This is a genomic window from Streptomyces sp. NPDC033221 (assembly GCF_055577005.1).
Genome location: NZ_JBVIQN010000004.1, coordinates 152,565 through 176,852, shown reverse-complemented (window position 1 = coordinate 176,852; position 24,288 = coordinate 152,565). Strand labels below are relative to the sequence as shown.

Annotated in this window: 17 protein-coding genes; 10 read left to right on the top strand and 7 right to left on the bottom strand. The window is 72.6% G+C overall.

What is annotated here, in order from left to right; genetic code table 11:
* Positions 1-67 precede the first annotated feature (67 nt).
* Positions 68-1,369: a LacI family DNA-binding transcriptional regulator gene (locus ACZ53K_RS06610; RefSeq protein WP_468832557.1), complete on the bottom strand. Its 1,302-nt coding sequence runs from the start codon at positions 1,367-1,369 to the stop codon at positions 68-70.
* Between the two features lie 197 nt (positions 1,370-1,566).
* Between ACZ53K_RS06610 and ACZ53K_RS06605 the strand changes: the two genes are divergently transcribed.
* Positions 1,567-3,537: a DUF2264 domain-containing protein gene (locus ACZ53K_RS06605; protein WP_468832556.1), complete on the top strand. Its 1,971-nt coding sequence runs from the start codon at positions 1,567-1,569 to the stop codon at positions 3,535-3,537.
* A gap of 42 nt (positions 3,538-3,579) precedes the next feature.
* The gene (locus ACZ53K_RS06600; protein ID WP_468832554.1) at positions 3,580-5,136 is read left to right on the top strand and encodes a right-handed parallel beta-helix repeat-containing protein; all 1,557 of its coding nucleotides are present in this window, start codon (positions 3,580-3,582) and stop codon (positions 5,134-5,136) included.
* Positions 5,137-5,197: 61 nt separating this feature from the next.
* On the opposite strand, the gene ACZ53K_RS06595 is transcribed toward ACZ53K_RS06600, so the two are convergent.
* The gene (locus ACZ53K_RS06595; RefSeq protein WP_468832553.1) at positions 5,198-5,971 is read right to left on the bottom strand and encodes an SDR family NAD(P)-dependent oxidoreductase; all 774 of its coding nucleotides are present in this window, start codon (positions 5,969-5,971) and stop codon (positions 5,198-5,200) included.
* Positions 5,972-6,057: 86 nt separating this feature from the next.
* Complete coding sequence (locus ACZ53K_RS06590) at positions 6,058-6,723, bottom strand: MOSC domain-containing protein (protein WP_468832552.1); 666 nt, start codon at positions 6,721-6,723, stop codon at positions 6,058-6,060.
* Positions 6,724-6,802: 79 nt separating this feature from the next.
* Between ACZ53K_RS06590 and ACZ53K_RS06585 the strand changes: the two genes are divergently transcribed.
* Positions 6,803-7,714 carry a LysR family transcriptional regulator gene (locus ACZ53K_RS06585; protein ID WP_468832550.1) on the top strand — a complete coding sequence of 304 codons (912 nt, stop codon included), beginning with the start codon at positions 6,803-6,805 and terminating at the stop codon, positions 7,712-7,714.
* A 96-nt stretch (positions 7,715-7,810) separates the two neighbouring features.
* Here the strand turns inward: ACZ53K_RS06585 and ACZ53K_RS06580 are convergent, their stop codons facing one another.
* Positions 7,811-8,143, bottom strand: coding sequence for a WhiB family transcriptional regulator (locus ACZ53K_RS06580; RefSeq protein WP_468832549.1), 333 nt, complete (start codon positions 8,141-8,143; stop codon positions 7,811-7,813).
* Positions 8,144-8,522: 379 nt separating this feature from the next.
* Here ACZ53K_RS06580 and ACZ53K_RS06575 point away from each other — a divergent pair, with 379 nt between their 5' ends.
* From ACZ53K_RS06575 to ACZ53K_RS06560, 4 genes are all read left to right on the top strand, one after another.
* Positions 8,523-9,134, top strand: coding sequence for a response regulator transcription factor (locus ACZ53K_RS06575; protein WP_003948568.1), 612 nt, complete (start codon positions 8,523-8,525; stop codon positions 9,132-9,134).
* Positions 9,135-9,415: 281 nt separating this feature from the next.
* Entirely contained in the window at positions 9,416-9,991 is a 576-nt protein-coding gene (locus ACZ53K_RS06570) for a sigma-70 family RNA polymerase sigma factor (RefSeq protein WP_003984493.1), read from the top strand.
* A gap of 245 nt (positions 9,992-10,236) precedes the next feature.
* Positions 10,237-11,739 carry an IMP dehydrogenase gene (gene guaB, locus ACZ53K_RS06565; RefSeq protein WP_468832547.1) on the top strand — a complete coding sequence of 501 codons (1,503 nt, stop codon included), beginning with the start codon at positions 10,237-10,239 and terminating at the stop codon, positions 11,737-11,739.
* Between the two features lie 106 nt (positions 11,740-11,845).
* Entirely contained in the window at positions 11,846-12,973 is a 1,128-nt protein-coding gene (locus ACZ53K_RS06560; RefSeq protein WP_468832545.1) for a GuaB3 family IMP dehydrogenase-related protein, read from the top strand.
* A 76-nt stretch (positions 12,974-13,049) separates the two neighbouring features.
* Here ACZ53K_RS06560 and ACZ53K_RS06555 read toward each other — a convergent pair whose 3' ends face one another.
* Positions 13,050-13,565, bottom strand: coding sequence for a hypothetical protein (locus ACZ53K_RS06555; RefSeq protein WP_468832544.1), 516 nt, complete (start codon positions 13,563-13,565; stop codon positions 13,050-13,052).
* A gap of 173 nt (positions 13,566-13,738) precedes the next feature.
* Complete coding sequence (locus tag ACZ53K_RS06550; protein WP_468832542.1) at positions 13,739-15,040, bottom strand: nucleotide sugar dehydrogenase; 1,302 nt, start codon at positions 15,038-15,040, stop codon at positions 13,739-13,741.
* 209 nt (positions 15,041-15,249) lie between these two features.
* Between ACZ53K_RS06550 and ACZ53K_RS06545 the strand changes: the two genes are divergently transcribed.
* The 3 genes from ACZ53K_RS06545 (at position 15,250) to ACZ53K_RS06535 (ending at position 22,866) form a co-directional block, all read left to right on the top strand.
* On the top strand, positions 15,250-16,956 hold the full coding sequence (locus tag ACZ53K_RS06545; protein WP_468832541.1) for a glycerol-3-phosphate dehydrogenase/oxidase: 1,707 nt from the start codon (positions 15,250-15,252) through the stop codon (positions 16,954-16,956).
* 550 nt (positions 16,957-17,506) lie between these two features.
* Complete coding sequence (locus ACZ53K_RS06540) at positions 17,507-19,690, top strand: serine/threonine-protein kinase (protein WP_468832799.1); 2,184 nt, start codon at positions 17,507-17,509, stop codon at positions 19,688-19,690.
* A gap of 281 nt (positions 19,691-19,971) precedes the next feature.
* Positions 19,972-22,866 (top strand): protein kinase, encoded by a 2,895-nt coding sequence (locus ACZ53K_RS06535; protein ID WP_468832540.1) that lies wholly within the window; start codon positions 19,972-19,974, stop codon positions 22,864-22,866.
* 26 nt (positions 22,867-22,892) lie between these two features.
* Here the strand turns inward: ACZ53K_RS06535 and eno are convergent, their stop codons facing one another.
* Entirely contained in the window at positions 22,893-24,170 is a 1,278-nt protein-coding gene (gene eno, locus ACZ53K_RS06530; protein ID WP_468832797.1) for a phosphopyruvate hydratase, read from the bottom strand.
* Positions 24,171-24,288: the final 118 nt, after the last annotated feature.

The following is a 24,288-nucleotide window of genomic DNA, read 5'->3' as shown; positions in this document are numbered from 1 at the left end:
GTGGGGAGGGATACGGCGCGAAGGTGATGGCCGCGATCCGCGATCCTTGGGCCGGCCTTGAGCGAAGTCAAGAGCGAAAGATTGATTGATCGAAAAAAGAACAGGATGGGGGAGGGAGCGGGGAGCGGGAGCCGCCGCCCGGGGTGGGGCCCGAGGCCTCGCCTCCCGCAGTGGCGGACCCGCCACCCGAACCGCTCCCCACCCCGCACGACGCGCGCACCCGCAGGGCCGGCAGCAGGGTGAGGTGGCGTCGCGGCGCCGGTTCCCCGGCCGGGCCGGTGAGCGGGCCGGGGAGCGCCCCCGCCGGCGACCCCGAAGCCCCGCGCCCGCCCCTGCCCGGTTCCCCGCCCCCGTCCACACCTTCGCGCAGCCGGTCCACCAGGAGGCGTGCGGCCTGCCGTCCCACCTCGCGTTTGGGTGGTGCCACGGCTGTCAGCGGTGTGTCCGCCAGCGCGGCCACCTCGTCGTCGTACGCGACGAGCGCCAGGTCGCGCGGCACCCGTACGCCCAGTTCGGCCAGCCGCTGCACCATCTGGATCGCGTCCACGTCGTTGTGCACCAGTGCCGCCGTCGCCTCCCCCGAGGCCACCGCCGCCCGCAGTTCCCGTACGGCCCGTTCGAACCCCGCCGGGTCCAGTTCGGCCGGCACCGAGCCGATCACCGGTCGTGGCCGCGGCGCGCCGAGGGCCCGCAGCGCCGCGTCGTACCCCTCGCGCACCGCAAGCGCCGTCGGGCTGTCGGCGCGGGCCACCAGCAGCGGCGCGGTGTGGCCCTGCGCGATCAGGTGGCGCAGGGCGAGCAGTACCCCGTGGCCGTGGTCCGAGCACACCCGGTCGAGTGCTGCCAGCGGGCTGTCCGGGGGCACGCTGCGTTCCAGCAGTACTACGGGTACGGGCAGTTCGGCGACCCAGCCGCCGTATTCGGCCGGATCGCCGGGGCCGCGCCAGCCCGGGGCGACGAGCAGGCCCTCGGCTCCGGCCGACAGCAGGCCTTCGGCGCGCGCCGGGTCCTCCTCGGGCCGGTAGTCGGATATCCGCAGGACGAGCCGGGCCCCGGCCCGCGCCGCGGCTTCGTGGGCGCCGCGGATCACGTCGGCGAAGTAGTACGTGGCCGAGGGCGCCAGCAGGCCCAGCACCAGCCCTTCGGCGGCGGGTGCGCGGCCGTCGGCCGCCCGGTCGCGCTGCCGGGGCCAGGACACCGCGCCGTGCACCCGGTCGAGCAGGCCCTTGCCGGCCAGCGCCTCGACGTCGCGCCGTACGGTGACGGGCGAGACGCCGAGCTGTCCGGCCAGGTCGGTGACGCGGGCCGAGCCCCGCTGCCGTACCAAGGACAGCAGGCGGTCATGACGTTGCACAGCACGCTCGCGCACGGCGGCAGCCCCCTCGCGGTGTGGTGGACCGGTGGCGGCCGGGACGGCGGCCGGACCGGGCCCATCTCCCAAGTGAAGACGCACCCTAGTCCAGCGTGATCGAACGGCCCAGTATCCGGTCATTCGATCAGGTGCTCTTGACGTTCGATCGCGGCGAGTTGAGGATTTCTTGGTCGTCGACCGTAAGGGAAGCGCTCATGACCGTGCCCCAGCCCCCGCAGCCCGCCCAGCCCGCCGGCCGAAAGGCCGGTCCGCTTCCGCCGGAGGACCGCGAGCGCAGTCCGTACACCGGCTGGACCCGTGCGCACTGGGAAGCCACGGCCGACAGCCTTCTGGGGGCGGTCGTCCCGTACGCGTCGCCCCGCAACGGACTCATCAACCTTCCGGGTGCCCGGCCGAGTTGGGCGGGCCCGCGCTCGGACGGTCTCGAAGGGTACGCCCGGACCTTCCTCGCGGCCGCCTTCCGGGTGGCCGGCAGCGGCGGCCGGGATCCGCACGGCTATCTGGAGCGGTACGGCGAAGGGCTCGCCGCGGGTACCGAGCATCCGGTGACCGAGCCGGGGCTCGACGGCAAGCACCCCGACGCCTGGCCGGTCATGCCGGACACCCGGCAGGCCATCGTCGAATCCGCCTCCGTCGCCCTGGGCCTGCGTCTGACCCGTCCCTGGCTGTGGGACACCCTGGACGACAAGGTCCGCACCCGGGCCGTGGAGTGGCTGCTGCCCGCCCTCGACCCGCCGCCCATCGACAACAACTGGTGGCTGTTCGGTCTCACCGTCGGCGGCTTCCTGCTCGACGCGGGTGTCGAGACGGAGCGCGCGCAGGCGTCCGTCGACCGCGCGCTGGAGCGGATCGACGGCTGGTACCGGGGCGAGGGGTGGTACAGCGACGGCGACAACCAGGCATTCGACCATTACAACGGCTGGGCGCTGCATTTCTATCCCGTCCTGCACGCCCATCTCTCCGGCGACCGCGCGCTGCTCGACACGTACGGCGAGCGGCTGCGTGCCCACCTCGACGGGTACCGCCGGATGTTCGACGCCAACGGCGCCCCGATGCCGTTCGGCCGCTCGCTCACCTACCGCTTCGCCACCCTCGCCGCCCCCTGGCTCGGCGCGCTCACCGGCCACACCCCGCTCAGCCCCGGCGCCACCCGCCGCCTGGCCTCCGGCACCCTGCGGCACTTCCTCGACCACGGCGCGGTGACGGACGAGGGCCTCCTGCCGCTCGGCTGGTACGGCCCGTACGCGCCGATGCTCCAGGGATACTCCGGTCCCGCCTCCCCGTACTGGGCGTCCAAGGGCCTTCTCGGCCTGCTGCTGCCGGACGGTCACCCCGCCTGGACCGAGCGGGAGGAGCCGCTGCCGGCCGAGACCGGGGACGCCGTCACGACGCTGCGCGCGCCCGGCCTGCTCGTGCAGTCCACGGCGGCCGACGGGCTGGTCAGGCTGCACAACCACGGCAGTTCCTCGGTCTTCGGCCCGGCCGACCCGAACTACGCGCGGTTCGCCTATTCGACGCGTACGGGCCCGTCGGCCGCGGAGGAGACCACGGAGAACCTGGACACGTCCGCCAACCCCGGCCCCGACACCACTCCTGCCGCGACCCCGGACAATCACTTCGCGCTGCTCGTGGACGGCACGCCCACCGGCCGCGGACCGGTCGAACCGCGCGGCAGCGGTCCCGGCTGGGCCGCCTCGGCACACACACCGCGCCGCGCGGACGGCTCCGAATTCACCGGCGTACGGGTGCTGTCCGCGACCCTGGCGCACGGCCGCGCCGAGGTGCGCGTCCACCTCGTCACCGGGGCTGCCCCCGGCACGCCGGTACGCCAGACCGGCTGGGCCGTCCCGGACGACGGGCCGGCCGCCCAGCTCCACGCCGTACACGGCTTCAGTGAGGACGGCGGGCAGCCGAGGACCGTACCGACCGGCAGTACGCCCTTCGGGGAGCACACCCGCACTGCCTGCCTCGACGGCACCGTGCCGGACGCCCCGGAAGGCGCGCTGTTCGTCTCGATCGCCTCGCTCACTGCCGAGCCCGGCCCGGCACCGGCTCACACACTGGCCGAGGTCCGGCTCACCGGCTCCCACGACATCCACGTGACCTGGAAGGACGGCACCCCCAGCACCCTGACCCTGACCGCGGACACCGCCACCGCCCCATAACGGAGGCCCACGGACCATGAGACCCGGCTCAGGAACCGCACCATGAGTCCCGGACCGCGCGCCGCTGCGCGCGCGATACCCACCGTGCTCGCTCTGTCCGCCGCGTTCACGCTCGTCACAGTCCCCGGCGCGCGCGCCGCCGACCGCCCCTCCGCTTCGGCGGGGCACGTCTTCCACGTCGACTGCGCCGCGCCCGCAGGGGGCGACGGCTCCCGCGCCCGCCCCTGGTCCACCCTGGCGCAGGCCAACGCCCGGCCGTACGGCCCCGGAGACCGCCTGCTGTTCCGCCGCGGCAGCACCTGTACCGGCACCCTCGCCCCCAGGGGCGAGGGCTCCGCCGCAGCCCCCTTCACCATCGCCGATTACGGGAGCGCCGCCGCCCGTGCCCGTCTGGACGGCGCCGGTGCGCATGACACCGTTCTGCTGGCCAACATGCGGTACGTGCGGCTAAGCGCTCTGGAGGTCGTCAACGCTGCTCGCCCCGGCGGCGAACGCAACGGCGTACGGCTGCGCCTGACGGATTACGGCACCGCCCGCGGAACCGCGGTCACCGGGCTGTACGTGCACGACGTACGCGGCGGCGACGCCAAGACCCTGACCGGGTCCAGCGGAATCCATGTCGCGGTCGAAGGCACGGCGCGGCCGAGCCGCTACGACGGCCTGGAGATCGCCGGGAACCACATCGAGGACGTCGACCGGGAGGGCGTGTACTTCAAGTCGACCTGGTCCAAGCGCGCGCTCGTCGGCAACCAGCAGGACCCGCACACCTACCCCGGCGCTTGGACCCCGAGCACCCGGGTCCGCATCCACCACAACACCCTAAGGTCACTGGCGGGCGACGGCATCAAGCTGGACACCACGGCGGGCGCCGTCGTCGAGCACAACCGGGTGGACGGCTTCCAGCTCCGCTCGCCCTCGGCCAACGCGGGGATCTGGACGTTCAACACGGACGACACCCTCGTCCAGTTCAACGAGGTCTCCGGCGGTGGCAATACCCATGACGGCATGTCCTTCGACGCGGACGGCGCCTCCCGGAACACGGTGTTCCAGTACAACAACAGCCACGACAACAAGGGCGGCTTCCTGCTGCTGTGCCCGTACAGCGGCGCCAAGACCGTGGGCACCACCGTTCGCTACAACATCAGCCGCGACGACGGCGCCCGGCTGATCCAGAACTGCGCGGGACCCATCCTCGACACCCGCATTTACAACAACAGCTTCCTTAACGCGGACCGCATCCCTGCCTACCTGGTCCAGGACGACACCGCGGCCCCCACCACCACCGACCACCAGCTGACCGTCCGCAACAACATCTTCGTCAGCCGCGGACAGGGCGGCTACGCCCTGAAGAACCCCACACCCGGCCTGCGCTTCGACCACAACGTCTTCCACGGCCTGCCACCGGCGCGCTTGCCCGCCAACCCCGGCGGCACCACAGCCGACCCCGGACTGCGCGACGACTTCCGTCTCACCATTGGGACACCGGCCCACGCCGCCGGGCAGCACGTGCCGGACAGCGGCGGCCGCGACTACTTCGGCACACCGCTGCCCGCCGGAGCCCCCACCATCGGCGCTTACGAGGGCCCCGGCGTCCGCTGACGACTGTCCGGGAAACGGTACGGGCCGCGGATTCCTCACCCACGGCCCGTACCGCACCGCGTCACTGCGGCCCGTACTTGCGCCCCGTCTTCGACGTGATCCCGCCGAGGAGGTTGCGCGGCGCCAGCTTCGCCACGCCCATCAGTGCCTTGTAGCGCGGGTCCGGGATGGACAGCGACTTGCCGCGCGCCAGGTCCTTCATCGCCGCGTCCACCAGCTTGCCGGGGTCCAGCCACATCCAGTCGGGGATGTTGTCCGTCCCCATCCCGGCCCGCTCGTGGAACTCGGTCCGTACGAAGCCGGGGCACAGCGCCATCAGCCGTACGTTGCTGCCCGCCAGGTCGCGGGCGGCGCCCTGGGTGAACTGCACGACCCACGCCTTACTCGCCCCGTACGTGCCGCGCGGCACGAACGCGGCCACCGAGGCGACGTTGACGACCCCGCCGCGGCGCCGCTCGCGCATCCCCTTGAGCGCCTCCGACGTCAGCCGCAGCACCGCTTCGCAATGCACCTTGAGCATCTTCAGCTCGTCGGCCATCGGTACGTCCAGGAATTCACCCTTGTTGCCGAAGCCCGCGTTGTTGACCAGCAGGTCCACCGGGTGGGTGCGGTCGCCGAGCCGCTGCTCGACCGCGGCGATGCCGTCCTCGGTCGCCAGGTCGGCGGTGAGCACGGAGACCTCGACGCCGTGCAGGTCGTGCAGCTCGGTGGCCTGCTCGCGCAGCCGCTTCTCGTTGCGTGCAACGAGCACCAGGTTGTGGCCGTCGCCCGCCAGGCGGCGGGCGAAAGCGGCGCCGATGCCCGCCGTCGCTCCCGTAATCAATGCAGTCGTCATACGGGCACGCTATCCGCATCCGCGCACGCCACTCCCCCCTGGCCGGTACGCGCCGGCCGGGGCCCGGACGCCTTGTTCACCCGGGTTCAAGCCTCTTGGGTACGGATGTACTTGAGTGCCCATTCGCGCAGTTCGGGGTGGAGTGCCGCCCCCGCCTCCAGGAGCCGCGGCAGCACCGCGCGTTCCGTGGTCATGCCGCGGAAGGCGAGCGCGACCGTCACGTCGTGGTCCGGGCGGTGCTCGACGGTGATCGGGTCCCCGGCGCGGATCTCGCCCGGCTCGACGACCCGCAGGTACGCGCCGGGCACTCCGGCCCGGGTGAAGCGCTTGATCCAGCCCGGCTCGCCCAGCCGTCCCTGGAAGGTCAGGCAGGGGATGCGCGCCGAGGTCACCTCCAGCAGCAGCCGGGAGCCGACGCGCCAGCGTTCGCCGATCCGGGCGTGGGTCACGTCCAGGCCGCGGGTGGTGAGGTTCTCCCCGAACAGCCCGGCGGGCAGTTCGCGGCCCAGCTCCTTCTCCCAGACGTCCAGGTCCTCGCGGGCGTACGCGTAAACCGCCTGGTCGTCGCCGCCGTGGTGCTGGAGGTTGACCACCGCGTCACCGGCCAGACCGCTGCCGGCGACACCCTTGGGACCGGGGGCGGACACCGCCACCGGTCCGTCGACGGGCTGCTTTCCGATGCCCGTACTGCCCGTGGCACCGGGGTACTCCATGGGCCCCGGCCGCCCCACATTCACAGACAGAAGCTTCATGGCGGCACGCTACTGGCATCCGGCCAAAGTCGCGACCCATTATTTCGCGCCCGCCCCAAGGCTCGCTTATGATCGCGCCATGATCGAGGCCCGTCATCTCCGTGTGCTGCGCGCCGTCGCCCGGACCGGATCCTTCTCCGCCGCCGCCCGCGAGCTGGGCTGCACCCAGCCCGCCGTCAGCCAGCAGATGAAGGCCCTCGAACAGTCCGCGGGCACCCCGCTGCTGATCCGCACCGGCCGCGAGATGCGGCTGACGCAGGCGGGTGAGGCGCTGGTACGGCACGCCACCGGCATCCTGGCCGGGCTCACCGCCGCCGAGGAGGAGGTCGCCGCCATCGCGGGCCTGCGCGCCGGGCGGGTACGGCTGGTCTCCTTCCCCTCCGGCAGCTCCACGCTGGTGCCCACCGCGCTGGCCGCCATGCGCGCCGCCCACCCCGGCACCCGCGTCTCCCTGGTGGAGGCCGAGCCGCCGCGGTCCGTCGAGATGCTGCGCAACGGCGACTGCGAGATCACGCTGGCCTTCCGGTACCCGGAGGTGCGCGGCGCCGACCCCGCGGCCGACGCGGAGTGGGACGACCTGGTCGTCCGGCCGGTCCTGGTCGACCGTCTGGTGGGCCTGGTCCCGGAAACCCACCGGCTGGCCGGGGCCGGTACGGCGGGCTACGCCGACCTGGCCGGGGAGCCGTGGATCGCGGGCTGCCCGCGCTGCCGGCGGCACCTGGTCGAGGTCTGCGAGGGGGCGGGCTTCACGCCGCGCATCGACTTCGCGACGGATGACTACCCGGCGGTGATCGGCCTGGTCGGCGCGGGTCTCGGGGTCGCCGTACTGCCGGAGCTGGCGCTGGAGTCGGTACGGCACAAGGGGGTCCGTACGGTCACGATGGAGCCGTGCGTGCAGCGCGAGGTCGTGGCGCTCACCCTGCCGGACCTGGCGCGGGTCCCGGCGGTCGAGGCGATGCTCGGCCGGCTCGCGGGCGCGGTCCGCCGCTGAGAGATCCGCCGCTGAGGGGTCCGGCCGGGGCCCGGTCCGACTGGGCCATCCGGGTGAAGTTCCCGAAGAAACGTTTCTCCTCTTCGGTCCGTGCTCTCACGCGCCCCCGGCGCCGGGGTGCCCCACCGCCACCGTCGCCGGCACCAGCCGGTGCCGCGCCCGGCCCATCAGTTCTTCGCGCTCGTCCTCCGTCAGCCCGCCCCACACCCCGTAGGGCTCGCGGACCGCGAGGGCGTGCGCCGCGCACTGGGCGCGTACGGGGCAGCGCATGCACACCTCTTTCGCCGATGTCTCACGCGCGCTGCGGGCGGCACCGCGCTCGCCCTCGGGGTGGAAGAAGAGGGAGCTGTCCACGCCACGGCACGCGGCGAGCAGCTGCCAGTCCCAGAGGTCTGCGTTCGGGCCCGGAAGGCGCGAGAAATCTGCCATTGCTAGTCCCCTCGAAGCGGTACCGGTTCGGGCTCGGTGCTCACGACCGTACATCTACTGTCTAAGTAGATGTAAATATGACTCATTGCGAATCTAGCCACAGACACCATGAAAAAGGAAGAAAAGCCACCAAATAGGGCATAGCGCTACGAAGCGGGGTCGCGCTCGACGTCGCATCTTCTGCGTGTCCGGGCCCTCACGTAGAGTGTCGAAGGCGGCTGCCCAACCCGTAACTCTTTCGAGTGACCGTCGTTGAGAGGGCGGAAGCGGTTGGCGGAGGTAGGTCTCGGGCAGATGTCCGAGGCGGTCGATCGCTCAGGTGACGATACGTACCAGCCTGGAGGCTCAAGGTGACGCGCATCAGCTGCGGAGGGCGGTCATGACATCCGTCCTCGTCTGTGACGACTCCCCGCTTGCCCGAGAGGCGCTCCGCCGCGCGGTCGCGACCGTGCCCGGTGTAGAGCGTGTGACGACAGCGGCCAACGGCGAGGAAGTCCTCCGCCGCTGGGGCGCCGATCGCTCGGACCTGATCTTGATGGACGTGCGGATGCCCGGACTGGGCGGGGTCGAGACGGTGCGCCGGCTGCTCTCCGCCGACCCCGGGGCCCGCATCATCATGCTCACGGTCGCCGAGGATCTGGACGGGGTGGCCCTGGCGGTCGCCGCCGGCGCCCGCGGCTATCTGCACAAGGACGCCTCGCGTGCCGAGCTGCGCGCGACGGTCACCCAGGCGCTCGCCGACCCCACCTGGCGGCTCGCCCCGCGCCGGCTGCGGTCGGCCGAGATGGGGGCCGCGCCGACGCTCACCGCGCGCGAGATCCAAGTGCTGGAGGGCATGAGTCACGGCCGCTCCAACGCGGAGATCGGACGTGAGCTGTTCCTCTCCGAGGACACGGTCAAGACCCACGCCCGGCGACTGTTCAAGAAGCTCGGCGCCTCCGACCGGGCCCACGCGGTCGCGCTCGGATTCCGCTGGGGTCTGGTCCGCTAGGACGGCTGTGAAGTGCAGCGATGCGGGGGATTGAGGGACCCCGCCCGCCGCGTGGCGGGCGGGGCGGCAGGCGGCCCCGCGGGCGCCGGTCCGGGAGCGGAACCCCGGTTCGGCGCGCGGTGCCGCATCCTTGAGGTATGGAGTTCCTCGGGGACGGGCCGATCCGGTGCGAGGGGAGGGCGCGGGAGATGACAGCCGGCGCACCTGCCGCTCATAACGCTTCGGTGCACAAGTACGGACCTGATGCCACGGATCGCGCGACGCCAAGGCACCATGGACCGATGCGCGATGACGGGATTCAGGAGATCGGCGATCTCGTCGCACGCGCCGTGGAAGGGGATCGCCGGGCCACCCATGACCTGCTGGCCCATGTGCACCCCCTCGCGCTGCGCTATTGCCGTACCCGGCTGTCCCGGCTGCCGGGTGACGCGCGCCACTTCGTGGAGGACCTGGCGCAGGAGGTCTGCGTCGCGGTGCTCTGCGCGCTGCCGCGCTACCGGGACACCGGAAAGCCCTTCGAGGCGTTCGTCTTCGCCATCGCCGCCCACAAGGTCGCCGACCTGCAGCGGGCCGCGATGCGCGGTCCGGGAAGCACGGCCGTGCCGTCCAACGAGATGCCCGAGCAGCCGGACGACTCGCTGGGTCCCGAGGAGCGGGCGCTGCTCAGCAGCGACGCCGAGTGGGCCAAGAAGCTGCTGGCCAACCTGCCGGAGAACCAGCGTGAGCTGGTGCTGCTGCGGGTCGCGGTCGGGCTGACGGCCGAGGAGACCGGGCAGATGCTGGGGATGTCGCCGGGCGCGGTGCGGGTGGCTCAGCACCGGGCGCTGAGTCGGCTGCGGGCGCTGGCCGAGCAGTAGCCGCGCCGGGGGAGCGCGGTGCGCGCCGGGCCGCGGCCGGGGGGCCGGCGGAGGCCGGGGCGACCGGACACGCCGGGGGAACGTACAGTCGAAGAAACGCACAGCCGTAGGAATGCACGTCCGTGCTGCTGCGATTTCGTAGGAACGTACAAGTGATGCGCTCCTCACCGGTTGTGGAATGAGACGCCTGTGGTGGCCGTTAGCATGGGTGTCCGCGCTGAGGCAAGACCATTTGGGAAGGTGTCATGACTGACAACGTCGACGGAATGCCCGCCAAATTCGCGATGCTCGGTCTGACATATGACGACGTGCTGCTGCTGCCCGGCGCCTCCGAGGTGCTGCCGAACGCGGTCGACACGGCGTCCCGGGTCTCGCGCAACGTCCGGGTCAACATCCCGCTGCTCTCCGCCGCCATGGACAAGGTGACCGAGGCGCGGATGGCGATCGCCATGGCGCGGCAGGGCGGCGCGGGCGTGCTGCACCGCAACCTGTCCATCGAGGACCAGGCCAACCAGGTCGACCTGGTCAAGCGCTCCGAGTCCGGCATGGTCACCGACCCGATCACGGTCCGCCCGGACGCCACCCTCGTCGAGGCGGACGCGCTCTGCGCGAAGTTCCGCATCAGCGGGGTGCCGGTGACCGACCCGGCGGGCAAGCTGCTGGGCATCGTCACCAACCGCGACATGGCCTTCGAGCTGGACCGCAGCCGCCAGGTGCGCGAGGTCATGACCCCGATGCCGCTGGTCACCGGCAAGGTCGGCATCTCCGGCGAGGACGCCATCGAGCTGCTCCGCCGCCACAAGATCGAGAAGCTGCCGCTGGTCGACGACGCGGGCATCCTCAAGGGCCTGATCACGGTCAAGGACTTCGTGAAGGCCGAGAAGTACCCGAACGCGGCCAAGGACGCCGAGGGCCGGCTGGTCGTCGGTGCCGCGGTGGGTGTCGGCGACGAGGCGTACGACCGCGCCCAGGCGCTCGTCGAGGCCGGCGCGGACTTCCTGGTCGTGGACAGCGCGCACGGCCACAGCCGCGGCATCCTCGACATGATCGCCAAGGTGAAGTCCAACGTCCGCGTCGACGTGGTCGGCGGCAACGTCGCCACCCGCGACGGCGCCCAGGCGCTGATCGACGCCGGCGCGGACGGCATCAAGGTCGGTGTCGGCCCGGGCTCGATCTGCACCACCCGCGTCGTCGCCGGCGTCGGCGTACCGCAGGTCACCGCGATCTACGAGGCCGCGCAGGCCGCGAACGCGGCGGGCGTGCCGCTGATCGGCGACGGCGGCCTGCAGTTCTCCGGCGACATCGCCAAGGCCATCGCGGCGGGCGCCGACACGGTCATGCTGGGCTCGCTGCTGGCCGGCTGCGAGGAGTCGCCGGGCGAGATGGTCTTCATCAACGGCAAGCAGTTCAAGTCGTACCGCGGCATGGGCTCGCTCGGCGCGATGCAGTCCCGCGGCCAGGCGCGCTCCTTCTCCAAGGACCGCTACTTCCAGGACAACGTTCTCTCCGAGGACAAGCTGGTCCCCGAGGGCATCGAGGGCCAGGTCCCCTACCGCGGCCCGCTCGGCTCGGTGGCCCACCAGCTCATCGGCGGCCTGCGCGCCTCCATGGGCTACGTCGGCTCCGCGAGCATCGAGGAGCTGAAGGACAAGGGCCGCTTCGTCCGCATCACGTCCGCGGGCCTCAAGGAGAGCCACCCGCACGACGTGCAGATGGTGACCGAGGCGCCGAACTACGCGCGGCGGTGACCCGTAACCTGTAGCGCGCACACGAGGAAGCCCGCGACCGTCCGGCCGCGGGTTTTCGCGTGTCGGGGATACTGGAACGGCATACGTAGAGGGAAAGGCCACACACGTGACTGAGATCGAGATCGGGCGCGGCAAGCGCGGCCGCCGGGCATACGCCTTCGACGACATCGCCGTCGTACCGAGTCGGCGCACCCGCGACCCGAAGGAGGTCTCGATCGCCTGGCAGATCGATGCCTACCGTTTCGAGCTGCCGTTCCTGGCGGCCCCGATGGACTCGGTCGTCTCTCCGCAGACCGCGATCCGCATCGGTGAGCTGGGCGGCCTGGGCGTACTGAACCTGGAAGGGCTCTGGACGCGCTACGAGGACCCGGAGCCGCTGCTCGCGGAGATCGCGGAGCTGGACGGCGAGGCCGCCACCAAGCGCCTCCAGGAGATCTACGCCGCGCCGATCAAGGAAGAGCTGATCGGGCAGCGCATCAAGGAGGTGCGCGACTCCGGTGTGGTTACCGCCGCCGCGCTCTCCCCGCAGCGGACGGCCGAGTTCTCCAAGGCCGTCGTGGACGCGGGCGTGGACATCTTCGTGATCCGCGGCACCACCGTCTCCGCCGAGCACGTCTCCTCGGCGGCCGAGCCGCTGAACCTGAAGCAGTTCATCTACGAGCTGGACGTCCCGGTGATCGTCGGCGGCTGCGCCACGTACACCGCGGCCCTGCACCTGATGCGCACCGGCGCGGCGGGTGTGCTGGTGGGCTTCGGCGGCGGTGCCGCGCACACCACCCGTAACGTGCTCGGCATCCAGGTGCCGATGGCGACCGCGGTGGCCGACGTGGCCGCTGCCCGCCGGGACTACATGGACGAGTCCGGCGGCCGGTACGTCCACGTGATCGCCGACGGCGGCGTGGGCTGGTCCGGCGACCTGCCCAAGGCCATCGCCTGCGGCGCGGACGCGGTGATGATGGGCTCGCCGCTGGCGCGCGCCACGGACGCGCCGGGCCGCGGCCACCACTGGGGCATGGAGGCCGTGCACCCGGACGTGCCGCGCGGCAAGCGGATGGACCTGGGTGCGGTCGGCACCACCGAGGAGATCCTGTGCGGTCCCTCGAACACGCCGGACGGTTCGATGAACTTCTTCGGCGCGCTGCGCCGGGCGATGGCGACCACCGGTTACTCCGAGCTGAAGGAGTTCCAGCGGGTCGAGGTGACGGTCGCGCCGTCGCAGCACGACAACCGCTGAGGCACGGCCCACAGACGCCGAAGGGCCCGGACCGCACGGAATGTGCGGTCCGGGCCCTTCGCGTCGTGCGGGAGGGTCAGGCGCCCAGCTTCTTGGCGACCTGGAAGCCGCCGGCCGCCGCCAGCAGGTAGAAGACCACGTCGATCGCGCCGAGGTACTCCTTCCACACCGCGTGGACCAGGTCGAAGTGGTCGAAGACGGTCTCGGCGAGCGTGGCGTGCGCGGCGTCGGCCGTAAGGAGGGCCATGCCGAAGACCTGGCCCAGGTAGAGCCCGAGCAGGCCGAGCACCGCGCCTACGACGGGCAGGGCGGCGCTGCGGCCGCCGACCTTGCCGAGGACGGCGCCGATCAGCGCGCCGACGGCGAGTGCCGCGTAGCCGATCGAGGCGCCGTCGACGGCCTTGAGGACCGCGCCGTAGATCCCGGCGGCGACCAGCGTGGTGACGACGCCGAGGGCGACGGCCAGGCCGGCGTTGCCCTGGCGGGCGGGCGGGGCCATCGGCGCCGGGAAGACGCCCGGTGCGGGAGCGCCGTAAGGAGCCTGCGGCGGCTGGTGGGGCTGCTGAGGCGCGGGCGGCCAGGGCTGGCTCATGAAGATTCCCCCGAAGTGGAGACCGTCGCGGCGCTGGGCGCGGGACCGGTCGGTGTGGAAGCGCACACGTTCCGTGCGCCGTCACAAATTAACAGACGACCTGACATGTCCACTGTGGAATTGTTGCGGCGGAGCCCGTGGGGGGCCTGCCCGGAGCGCCCGTGGGACATGGCTCAGAGCCGGTGCGCGGCACCCGTCGGCGTCGCCCCTCGCGTGTCCAGCAGCAGCTGGGCCTTCACCGCCAGGCCTTGGAGGTCGTAGGTGCGGTGATGCTGGAGCAACAGTGTGAGGTCGGCCCCGGCGGCGGCCTCGTAGAGGGCGTCGGCGCGCGGGACGGGCCGGTCCCGGACCTGCCAGTGGTGGACGTACGGATCGTGGTACGTGATGTGCGCGCCCAACTCCATGAGCCGGGAGGCGATCTCGCGGGCCGGGGAGCCTTCCTCGTCGCCGGTGTCCGGCTTGTAGGTGACACCGAGGAGCAGTACGCGGGCGCCGCGGGCGGACTTGCCGTGCTCGTTGAGCAGGGTCGCGCAGCGCTGTACGACGTACCGCGGCATCCGGGAGTTGACCTCCTGCGCCAGCTCGACCATGCGCAGCGGGTAGCCGAGTGAACGGCCCTTGTAGGAGTAGTAGTTGGGGTCGATGGGGGCGGTGTGGCCGCCGACGCCGGGGCCGGGCCGGAACGCCTGGAAGCCGAACGGTTTGGTCTCGGCGCAGCGGATGACGTCCCACAGGTCGACGCCGATGTCGTGGCAGAGCACCGCCATCTCGTTCATGAGCGCGATGTTCAGGTGCCGGTAATTGGTCTCCAGCAGCTTGGTCGTCTCCGCCTCGCGCGGGCCGCGCGCGCGGACGACCTTGTCGGTGAGCCGGCCGTAGAACGCCGCCGCGGCCTCCGTGCAGGCGGGCGTCAGGCCGCCGATGACCTTCGGGGTGGTGCCGTAGCGGTGTGCGCGGTCGGCGGGGTCGTGGCGGGCGGGGGAGCAGGCGAGGTGGAAGTCGCGTCCCGCGGTCAGGCCGGAGCCCTCTTCCAGGAGGGGGCGCAGGAATTCCTCGGTGGTGCCCGGGTAGACGGTGGATTCCAGGACGACCGTGGTGTGCGGGCGCAGGTGCGCCGCCAGTACGCGGGCGGCGTCGGCGACCGCGGTCAGGTCGAGGGCGCCGTCCTCGCCGAGTGGGGTGGGGGCGCAGATGACTGCCGTACGGACCCGGCCGAGCGCGGTGGGGTCGTCGGTGATGCGGAAGCCCGCCGAGAGCAGCCGGCGGACCTCGGGCGCGGTGAGCGGGCTGTGCGGGCTGTGCGGGGTGGTGGCCGGGCGTCCTTCCGGGGGTGCGGCCGCCGGGGCGTCCGGTGCGGGCGCCGCCGGTGGCGGTCCGGGGTCGTAGCCGATGGTGCGCACGCCGGCGAGGGTGGCGGTCTGGGCGAGGGGGAGACCGATATGGCCTAGTCCGATGACGGCGAGGTCTGCGGGCATGGCTGGCTGCCGTCCTTCCCGAGCGGTTCCGGATGAGGCGTCGAAGCATAAGAGCATAAATAGACTAAGCGGACATTTGGCCCAGAATGGGGATTGGCGGATCGGGGCGGCGGGGTGTTGCCGCGTCCGCCGGAGGGTGGATACGGGCCGGTGGCGCGGCCAAAATCGACGGACGGGGAGTGTGACCCCGACCACAGCGGGAGGCAGCGGTGAGGACAGCGACACTCGGACCGGCCCAGCGTGCCGAAGCGCTCGCACGGATGGCGGAACGGGAGCTGGACATTTTGGTGGTCGGCGGCGGAGTCGTCGGCGCCGGCACGGCACTGGACGCGGCGACCCGCGGCCTGGACACCGGACTGGTCGAGGCCCGCGACTGGGCCTCCGGCACGTCGAGCCGGTCGAGCAAGCTCATCCACGGCGGACTGCGGTATCTGGAGATGCTGGACTTCGCGCTCGTACGGGAAGCGCTGAAGGAGCGCGGACTGCTGCTGGAACGGCTCGCGCCGCACCTGGTCAAGCCGGTCCCGTTCCTCTACCCGCTCACCCACAAGGGCTGGGAGCGCTGGTACGCGGGCTCCGGCGTCGCCCTCTACGACGGGATGTCGGTCTCCTCGGGACACGGCCGCGGCCTGCCCGTACACCGGCACCTCTCGCACAAGCGCGCCCTGCGCGTCGCGCCCTGCCTGAAGAAGGACGCCCTGGTCGGCGCGTTGCAGTACTACGACGCGCAGATGGACGACGCCCGCTTCGTGATGAACCTCGTCCGCACCGCCGCCGCGTACGGGGCGGACGCCGCCAACCGGGCCCGGGTGGTCGGCTTCCTGCGCGAGGGCGAACGCGTGGTCGGTGCCCGGGTACAGGACGTGGAGGCCGGGGGTGAGTACGAGGTACGGGCCCGCCAGGTGGTGAACGCGACCGGCGTGTGGACCGACGACACCCAGGCGCTGATCGGCGAGCGCGGCCAGTTCCACGTACGCGCCTCCAAGGGCATCCACCTGGTCGTGCCCAAGGACCGCATCCACTCGACGACCGGGCTGATCCTGCGCACGGAGAAGAGCGTGCTCTTCGTCATCCCGTGGGGCAGGCACTGGATCGTCGGCACGACCGACACGGACTGGGACCTGGACAAGGCGCACCCGGCGGCGTCCAGCGCCGACATCGACTATCTGCTGGAGCATGTGAACTCGGTGCTCGCCACACCGCTGACCCGCGACGACGTCGAGGGCGTCTACGCGGGCCTGCGCCCCCTGCTGGCCGGCGAGTCGGACGCGACCAGCAAGCTGTCGCGCGAGCACACGGTCGCGCACCCGGTGCCGGGGGTCGTGGTGGTCGCGGGCGGCAAGTACACGACGTACCGGGTCATGGCCAAGGACGCGGTGGACGAGGCGGTGCACGGGCTCGACCAGCGGGTGGCCGAGTGCGTCACCGAGGACACCCCGCTCGTCGGCGCCGAGGGCTACAAGGCCAGGTGGAACGCGCGGGCCCACACGGCGGCGCGCACCGGCCTGCACGTGGTGCGGGTCGAGCACCTGCTGAATCGTTACGGCTCCCTGGCCGACGAGGTCTTCGAACTCATCGTGGCCGACCCCGCGCTCGGCGAGCCGCTCGCCGCCGCCGATGACTACCTGCGCGCCGAGGCCGTCTACGCCTGCACCCACGAGGGCGCGCGCCACCTCGACGACGTCCTCACCCGCCGTACCCGCATCTCCATCGAGACCTTCGACCGGGGCACCCGCAGCGCCCGCGAGTGCGCGGAGCTGATGGCGCCGGTGCTGGGCTGGGACGCGGACCAGATCGACCGCGAGGTGCAGCACTACGAGAAGCGGGTGGAGGCGGAGCGCGAGTCGCAGCGGCAGCCGGACGACCTGACGGCGGACGCGGCGCGGCTGGGGGCGCCGGACATCGTGCCGCTGTAGGGCTCCGGTCCGCGGGCGGATCTGCCGGGTGGGAAGCAGGCCCCGGGTGTGGTGGAACAAGCCGCACCTGGGGCCCGGTAACTGGTGGGGTGTTACGCGGGGCGGCTCGGCGGGGTGCGAAGAGGGGCGAAGGCCGTCAAAACGACGGTGAGGTCGAGCAGGCCGTCAGGGAAGCCGTGGGCGGGCGGGGTGTGGACGGGGGTGCGGGCGGCGCGCGAGGCCCCGGCGCCCGCGTTCCGGGGGGCGGTGGAAGGGGGGGGCGGGTCGTGCTTCCCTCCTCTTTCCCGCTGCCGTTTCCCGTCCCGGGGCCCGGCGGCACCGCGCCGACGATGCCCTCGTGAGCGGGGATGCCGCCCTTCCAGGCCATCATGGCGGGTGCACAACAGGCGCCGAGTCGTGGACCCTGGCCTTCCCCACGGGCGCGGATGAGAGAGAATGAAGGCTCCGCCAGGGTGGGTTGTCCGAGTTGGGCCAGTTTGGTGATCGACAAGTGTTCGAGATGCCAACTCGGCTGGATTGCAGAGGGGATTCAGTGGGCGACGAGGTCGAGATGGACGGCAAGGAGGGCAGGCTGCTCGCCGGCCGGTACCGGCTCGCCGAAGTCCTCGGCCGGGGCGGAATGGGTACGGTCTGGCGCGCACGGGACGAAGTGCTCGGCCGTACGGTCGCGGTCAAGGAACTGCGCTTCCCTGGCGGGGTCGAGGAGGACGAGAAGCGCCGCCTGATCACCCGTACGCTGCGGGAGGCCAAGGCGATCGCCCGGATCCGCAACAACGGCGCGGTCACGGTCTTCGACGTGGTCGACGAGGACGACCGCCCGTGGATCGTCATGGAGCTGGTCGAGGGCCGCTCCCTCGCCGAGGTGGTGCGCGACGACGGCCCGCTGACGCCGCGCCGGGCGGCGGAGGTCGGCCTCGCCGTCCTCGACGTGCTGAACGCCGCCCACCGCGAGGGCATCCTGCACCGCGACGTGAAGCCCTCCAACGTCCTGATGTCCGACGACGGCCGGGTCGTGCTCACCGACTTCGGCATCGCCCAGGTCGAGGGCGACCCCTCGGTGACCTCCACCGGCATGCTCGTCGGCGCGCCCTCGTACATATCGCCCGAGCGGGCACGTGGTCAGAAGCCGGGGCCTCCGGCGGACCTGTGGTCGCTGGGCGGCCTGCTGTACGCCTGTGTCGAGGGCGTGCCGCCGTACGACAAGGGGTCGGCGATCGCCACGCTGACCGCGGTGATGACCGAGCCGCTGGAGCCGCCGAAGAGCGCCGGTGTGCTGGAAGAGGTCATCTACGGGCTGCTGGTGAAGGACCCGGCGGCGCGGCTCGACGACCGGGCGGCGCGTGCTCTGCTCCTGGACGCGGCCAGCGCGCCGGAGGACACCGGACCGGAACCGCCCGCTCCGGATGCGACCCGGGCCATGGCGCTGCCGGTCGTCCCCGCGGAATCCCCCGCGAAGTCCAAGGACCGCGGCCGGGACAAGGACCGTGACCGGGAGCCGGCGCGGTCGAAGCCGTCGGCGCCGCGCCCGCAGTGGAAGCCCAAGCCGCGCGCGAAGGACGCCGAGAGACGCGCACCGGAGACGGACCGCGGCACGTCGCGTCCGGGCCCGACGGCACCGGCCGCGAGTGCGCGCGCGGCGTCGGCCGCCGGTCCGCTGACGGACACCGGACCGCGTACGGCCCCGGGTGCGAGTACGGGCGCGGGCTCGGCCCCGGGTGCGAGTACGGGCTCCGCGGCCAAGGCGGCGGCCTCCTCGACGACGCGGAACACCACCGGCCAGTCGGCGCAGACCGGCTCGACCAACGGGCCGAAGAACTGGCCGACGGCGGTCGGCTCGGCCGGGCGGACCGGTTTCGAGTCGGAGGGCGCCAAGGAGAAGGTGCGTACCGCGCTCCAGGCCGTGCGCAAGGCGGCAGCCGCCGCGGCCGCCGCGGCCCGCCCGGAGAACAAGCCGGACGACGACGCGCGCCCGTCCGGCCCGCCGCGGGCGTCCGTCACCGATGTCGTACCCCGCCGTACGCTCGTCATCGCCGCCGTGGTCGTGGTGCTGGCCGTGCTCGGCACGGTGCTGGCCGTCGCGCTCAGCGGCGGTGACGAGAAGGGCGACGGCCGGGCGGCGGGCGGCGACAAGGCCGCCACCGGCCAGGCCGACCCGGGCGGCGACAGCGCGGGCGGCACGGGGAAGGGCACCGACGGCAACGCCTCCCGGCCTTCGGACGGCAAGCAGGGCGGCGGCCAGGACGGCAAGCCCGGCGGTGACGGCCAGGGAAAGGCGGTGCCGCAGGGCTATGAAACGGCGACGCACAGCGGGTTCCACTTCGCCGTGGCCCTGCCGTCCGGCTGGAAGCAGACGGACACGGCCGGCCAGAACTCCGGCGCGATCTACAGCGCCTCGGGCGGCTTCCCGCGCGTCCAGGTCGACTACAACGCCAAGCCCGGCAGCGACGCCGCGGCCGCCTGGCGCAGCCTGGAGCCCGCCGTCCGCGGCAGCGTCCAGAACTACCACCGCATCGACATCAAGGCGGTCGACTGGCGGGGGTACCCGACGGTCGCCGACTGGTCGTTCACGCGCAAGCAGAGCGGCCAGGACGTACGGGTGCTCAATCGCGGCTTCCGGGCCGACGACCAGCACGGCTACGCGATCATGGTCACCTGCAAGGCGGACGCCTGGGACGCGGCGGAGTGCCGGCAACTGCGGGACACCGCGTTCGCGACCTTCCAGGTGAAGGACTGAGTCACCTCCCGATCCACCGCGGCGTGCGTACCGGGGAGGTGCGCAGGCCGACGAGGTGTGCGCGGTGACGGCCGCAGGGCGGAAGCGAACTCCTGGGGGAACTGTTGGCCGGAGCGCTCCTCAACCCGCGCCTCCGGCACGTATCGTGAGACCCCGAAGACCGTACGCAGCCGCAATCGGAGGGAATGCGACCGGTTTTGACCACCGGGGGTAACCGGTGGTGCCGGGAGCGCCCGGACAAAGCCGGGCAGGCGGCGTGAATCGCGCGCTGGGGAGGCGTCGTGGACGAGTACGCGGGAAGAGTGCTCGCCGAGCGCTACCGCCTGCCGGTGCCACCGTCGGACGAGTACGAGTTCGCCGAGACCCGCGCTTTCGACACGTACAGCGGGCAGGAGGTCCTCGTACGCCAGGTGCCGCTGCCCGAAGTCGTGGACGCGGAACTCCTGGACCCCGGACGCCCCGGTGGGCGGCCCATACCCGGCGGATACGGACACCGGCCGCCCGGCGCCGACCGGGCACCGTACGACCGCACACCGCACGACCCCGCCGTACGGCGCGCCCTGGAGGCCGCGACCGCCGCCGCCCGGCTCCCCGACCACCCGCAACTCGACCAGGTCTTCGACGTCTTCGCCCAGGACGGCAGCCTGTGGATCGTCAGCGAACGCGTCGCGGCCCGGCCACTCGCCGCGCTCCTCGCCGAGCGCACCCTCACCCCGCACCGCGCCGCGGAGGTCGCCGCCGACATCCTCACCGCCCTGCGTGCGCTGCACGCGCACGGCTGGACCCACCGCAACATCACCGTCCGTACCGTGCTGATCTGCGAGGACGGACGGGCGATCCTGACCGGCCTGGCGGTCGGCGCGGCGGAGGAGGCGCTGTGCGGGTACGACCCCGTGCCGGGGGAGGGGGGCTTGGGGGAGCGGGCGGCGGAGACTGACGTTCCGCGGGTGGATGACGCCGGAGGGCCGGGGGCCGCCGCTGAAGCGGACGCGCGCCGGGCCCGGGCCGGGGCCATAGCCGCCTACCAGGCGGGCACCCGGGCGGCGGCCGCCCGCACGGCAACCGGCGACGGCCCACCGGCACCGGTACCCGCACCTGCACCCGCCTCCGCGCCCGCCGAGCCCGCGCATCCCGCCGATCCGCACTTCAGCCCGTACCGGGACCACATCCCCGCGCCGACCCCGCTTCAGGCTCACCCGGCCACTCCGACCCGGCCGGGCAGCGCGACGTACGGCGGCAGCCTGCCGGGCCCGGTGCCGGGGCCGCGCCCCGGTGGCGTGCAGGTGCCGCACCCGCTGCCGATACAGCGGCCCGCCCCTGAAACGGGACCGCAGGACCCAAAGAAGGCGGTGAAGCTGGAGAAGCCGGGGGAAGCGGCGGAGGCAGAGAAGGCGGCGGAGGGTGAGAAGGCTTCGGAGGCTGAGCGTCCGGTTCCGGACGGTTCGTACGGGCGCCCGGGGGCGGCCCTGGCCGCCGAGCGGGCGCGGCAGGTACGGATCAACGTCGTCGGCGCGGTCACCGAGCGCTGGGCACCGGAGCAGGCCGGTCCGGTCCACGCCAACTGGCAGCTGGCGCCCCCGGTCGGCCCCGCCACCGATCTGTGGGCGGTCGGCGCGCTGCTGTTCCGGATCGTGCAGGGGCACTCCGCCTATCCGGAGGACAGCGCCGCCGAGCTGGTGCAGCTGGTGTGTTCGGAGCCGCCGTCGTACGCCGAGGAGTGTGGCGCGCTGCGGCCGGTCGTCGAGTCGCTGATGCGGCAGGACCCGGCCGACCGCCCGGACTTCGAGGAACTGCGCGGCTGGCTGCGGTCGCTGATCCGTACCGCGCCGGAACCGGAGGTGGGCAGCCGGGTCGTGACCGTACCGGCGCTGGACGGGCCGGCCGACTCGCGGCGGCTCCCGATCCTGCGGCGCCGGGGCGAACTGGTCCGCAAGGGGCGACACAAGAAGGCGCGCCAGTCCCGGCCGCCGCGCCCGGCCAAGCCCCCGCGGCAGCCGAAGGGCAAGCGCCAGGCCGTGGCGTCCGGGGAAACCACCCCGCACGCACAGCCCGGCCAGCAGGCCCAGAACGCTCAGCACATCCAGAACGCCCAGAACACTCAGAACGTCCAGAACACCCAGCCCGGCCGCGCGGAGGCCCCCGCCGATCCGCCGCAGCACCGCATACGGCAGGCACCCCAGCCCCAGTCCCAGTCCCACCAGCCCCACCCGGAGCCCGCCACCCACCCGCACCTCCACCCGCTCCCGCACCCCACCCAGAACGACCACCTCACTCAGGCCCCCTACGCGGCCCCGGACCCCTCCCACAAAGCCCATACCCCCCACCAACCCCCGCCCCCGCCCAGGCACTCAGGCGGCCCGGCCCGGCCCCCGCGCCGCCCGAAGCCGGCCCGCGCGCCCAAGCAGCCGCGTCCCGTCCGGCAGCCCCGCCCCGCCAAGCAGCTCCGGCGGATCGAGGGCGCCACGTCCCCGGGCGCACGCCGCAGCCCGCGCCGGTTGGGGATGCTGCTCGTGGGACTGGTGATCCTGCTGGTGGTGGGCACGATCGTGTTCGCCGCGCTGTTCATGCCGAAGGGCGGCGCGGGGGAGGGCGGCGCGGGCAGCGTCCGTGAGCGCAAGGGGCAGGTGGGCACGCAAGGCTCGGACCCCGACGACAGCCCCGGCGGGCGGGCGGGCGACCAGGGCTCGCGCAAGCAGCAGCCGCAGACGACCGAACCCGCCGGCCTCGCCGAAGGCTTCGCGGTACGCAAGGACCCGGAGGGCTTCCAGGTCGCCGTCCACCAGGGCTGGCAGCGCCGCGGGGAGAACGAGCGCGGCCAGATCCGCTACCTGGGGAACGACTTCGAGCTGCTGATCGTGCCCGGCCGGGACACCACGTCCCGCCACGGCACCGACCCGATGGCCTACCAGCAGGACAAGGAGGCGGAGCTGGCCCCGTACCGGGAGTCCAGCTGGTCCGGCTCCTCCGGTCTGCGCCGTATCGACGTCGGCAAGGCCGCGATGGCCGAGGGCACCTTCACCTGGCAGGACAGCAGCGGCCGGCAGGTGTACGTCCGCAACCTGGCGATGATCCACAACGGCCGCTACCACGTCCTTCAGGTCATCGGCCCCGACAACGAGCGCCGCGAGGTCGACCGCCTCTACGAACAGGCCACGGGTTCCTACCGGCCCAGCTGAACATCCTCCGAACAGGACAGGCCGCCTCAGCGGCGCAGTGCCTCCGCACCCGCATACCGCGCGCTGTCGCCCAACTGCTCCTCGATGCGGATGAGTTGGTTGTACTTGGCGGTGCGGTCGGAGCGGGACAGTGAGCCGGTCTTGATCTGGCCGCAGCCCGTGGCCACCGCCAGGTCCGCGATCGTCGTGTCCTCCGTCTCTCCCGAGCGGTGCGACATCACGACGGTGTAGCCCGCCCGGTGGGCGGTGTTGACGGTGGCCAGGGCCTCCGTCAGGGTGCCGATCTGGTTGACCTTCACCAGGGCCGAGTTGGCGACGCCGGAGCCGATGCCCTCGCGCAGCAGGGTCTCGTTCGTGCAGAACACGTCGTCGCCGGTCAGCTGGCAGCGCGTACCGACCCGTGCGGTCAGGTCCCGCCACCCCGCCAGGTCGTCCTCGGCCATCGGGTCCTCGATCGACACGATGGGGTACGCGTCGATCAACCTAACCAGGTAATCGGCGTTTTCGGCGGGCGTGCGCCGTACTCCTTCCCCGGTGTAGTCGTAGCAGCCCTCGCGGAAGAACTCGGAGGACGCCGGGTCCATGACCAGACCGATGTCCGTGCCCGGCCGGTACCCCGTGCGTTCGACGGCGGCCATCACGAAGTCGAGGGCCTCCTCGGCGGTGCGCAGGGCGGGTGCGAAGCCGCCCTCGTCACCCACGCCCGTGGAGTGCCCGGCGGCGAGGAGGTCGCGGCGCAGGGTGTGGAAGATCTCGGACCCCATCCGCACGGCCTCGGCGAAGGTCTGCGCGCCGATCGGGGCGATCATGAACTCCTGGAAGTCCAGGGGATTGTCGGCGTGCGCGCCTCCGTTGACGATGTTCATCATCGGTACGGGCAGCAGCCGGGCGTCGGAGCCGCCGAGGTAACGGTAGAGCGGCAGGCGGTGGGCGGCGGCCGCGGCCTTGGCGGTGGCCAGGGAGACCCCGAGGAGCGCGTTGGCGCCGAGCCTGGACTTGGCGGGGGTGCCGTCCGTGGCGACGAGGGCGGCGTCGAGGCCGGCCTGGTCCTCGGCCTCGCGGCCGATGACGGCGGTCGCCAGTTCCGTGTTGACGTGGCGTATCGCCTGGTCGACGCCCTTGCCGTGCCAGCGGGCCGGGTCGCCGTCGCGGAGTTCGACGGCCTCGCGGGCGCCGGTCGAGGCGCCGGAGGGGACGGCCGCCCGGCCGAGCGATCCGTCCGCCAGTTCCACGTCCACTTCGACGGTGGGGTTGCCCCTGCTGTCGAGGACGCGGCGGCCGGTGACGGAGGTGATGGTGGTCATGGCGGTCATGGGAGTCCTTCCCCTTGTCGCATGCGTGCCGGGGTCCGGCTGCGGCGACGGTGGCGCTGGACCCGGCTCGGAACACTCTACAGCCATGCTGTGCAGTTGTGCTGTTTAG

What these genes read in the sequence shown, in the direction of transcription:
- ACZ53K_RS06550 (WP_468832542.1), bottom strand. Translation starts at nt 15,040, where the DNA reads ATGCCCGCAGACCTCGCCGTCATCGGACTAGGCCATATCGGTCTCCCC.
- ACZ53K_RS06585 (WP_468832550.1), top strand. Translation starts at nt 6,803, where the DNA reads ATGATCGAGGCCCGTCATCTCCGTGTGCTGCGCGCCGTCGCCCGGACC.
- ACZ53K_RS06570 (WP_003984493.1), top strand. Translation starts at nt 9,416, where the DNA reads ATGCGCGATGACGGGATTCAGGAGATCGGCGATCTCGTCGCACGCGCC.
- ACZ53K_RS06580 (WP_468832549.1), bottom strand. Translation starts at nt 8,143, where the DNA reads ATGGCAGATTTCTCGCGCCTTCCGGGCCCGAACGCAGACCTCTGGGAC.
- ACZ53K_RS06590 (WP_468832552.1), bottom strand. Translation starts at nt 6,723, where the DNA reads ATGAAGCTTCTGTCTGTGAATGTGGGGCGGCCGGGGCCCATGGAGTAC.
- guaB (WP_468832547.1), top strand. Translation starts at nt 10,237, where the DNA reads ATGACTGACAACGTCGACGGAATGCCCGCCAAATTCGCGATGCTCGGT.
- ACZ53K_RS06575 (WP_003948568.1), top strand. Translation starts at nt 8,523, where the DNA reads ATGACATCCGTCCTCGTCTGTGACGACTCCCCGCTTGCCCGAGAGGCG.
- ACZ53K_RS06555 (WP_468832544.1), bottom strand. Translation starts at nt 13,565, where the DNA reads ATGAGCCAGCCCTGGCCGCCCGCGCCTCAGCAGCCCCACCAGCCGCCG.
- ACZ53K_RS06595 (WP_468832553.1), bottom strand. Translation starts at nt 5,971, where the DNA reads ATGACGACTGCATTGATTACGGGAGCGACGGCGGGCATCGGCGCCGCT.
- ACZ53K_RS06540 (WP_468832799.1), top strand. Translation starts at nt 17,507, where the DNA reads ATGGACGGCAAGGAGGGCAGGCTGCTCGCCGGCCGGTACCGGCTCGCC.
- ACZ53K_RS06605 (WP_468832556.1), top strand. Translation starts at nt 1,567, where the DNA reads ATGACCGTGCCCCAGCCCCCGCAGCCCGCCCAGCCCGCCGGCCGAAAG.
- eno (WP_468832797.1), bottom strand. Translation starts at nt 24,170, where the DNA reads ATGACCACCATCACCTCCGTCACCGGCCGCCGCGTCCTCGACAGCAGG.
- ACZ53K_RS06600 (WP_468832554.1), top strand. Translation starts at nt 3,580, where the DNA reads ATGAGTCCCGGACCGCGCGCCGCTGCGCGCGCGATACCCACCGTGCTC.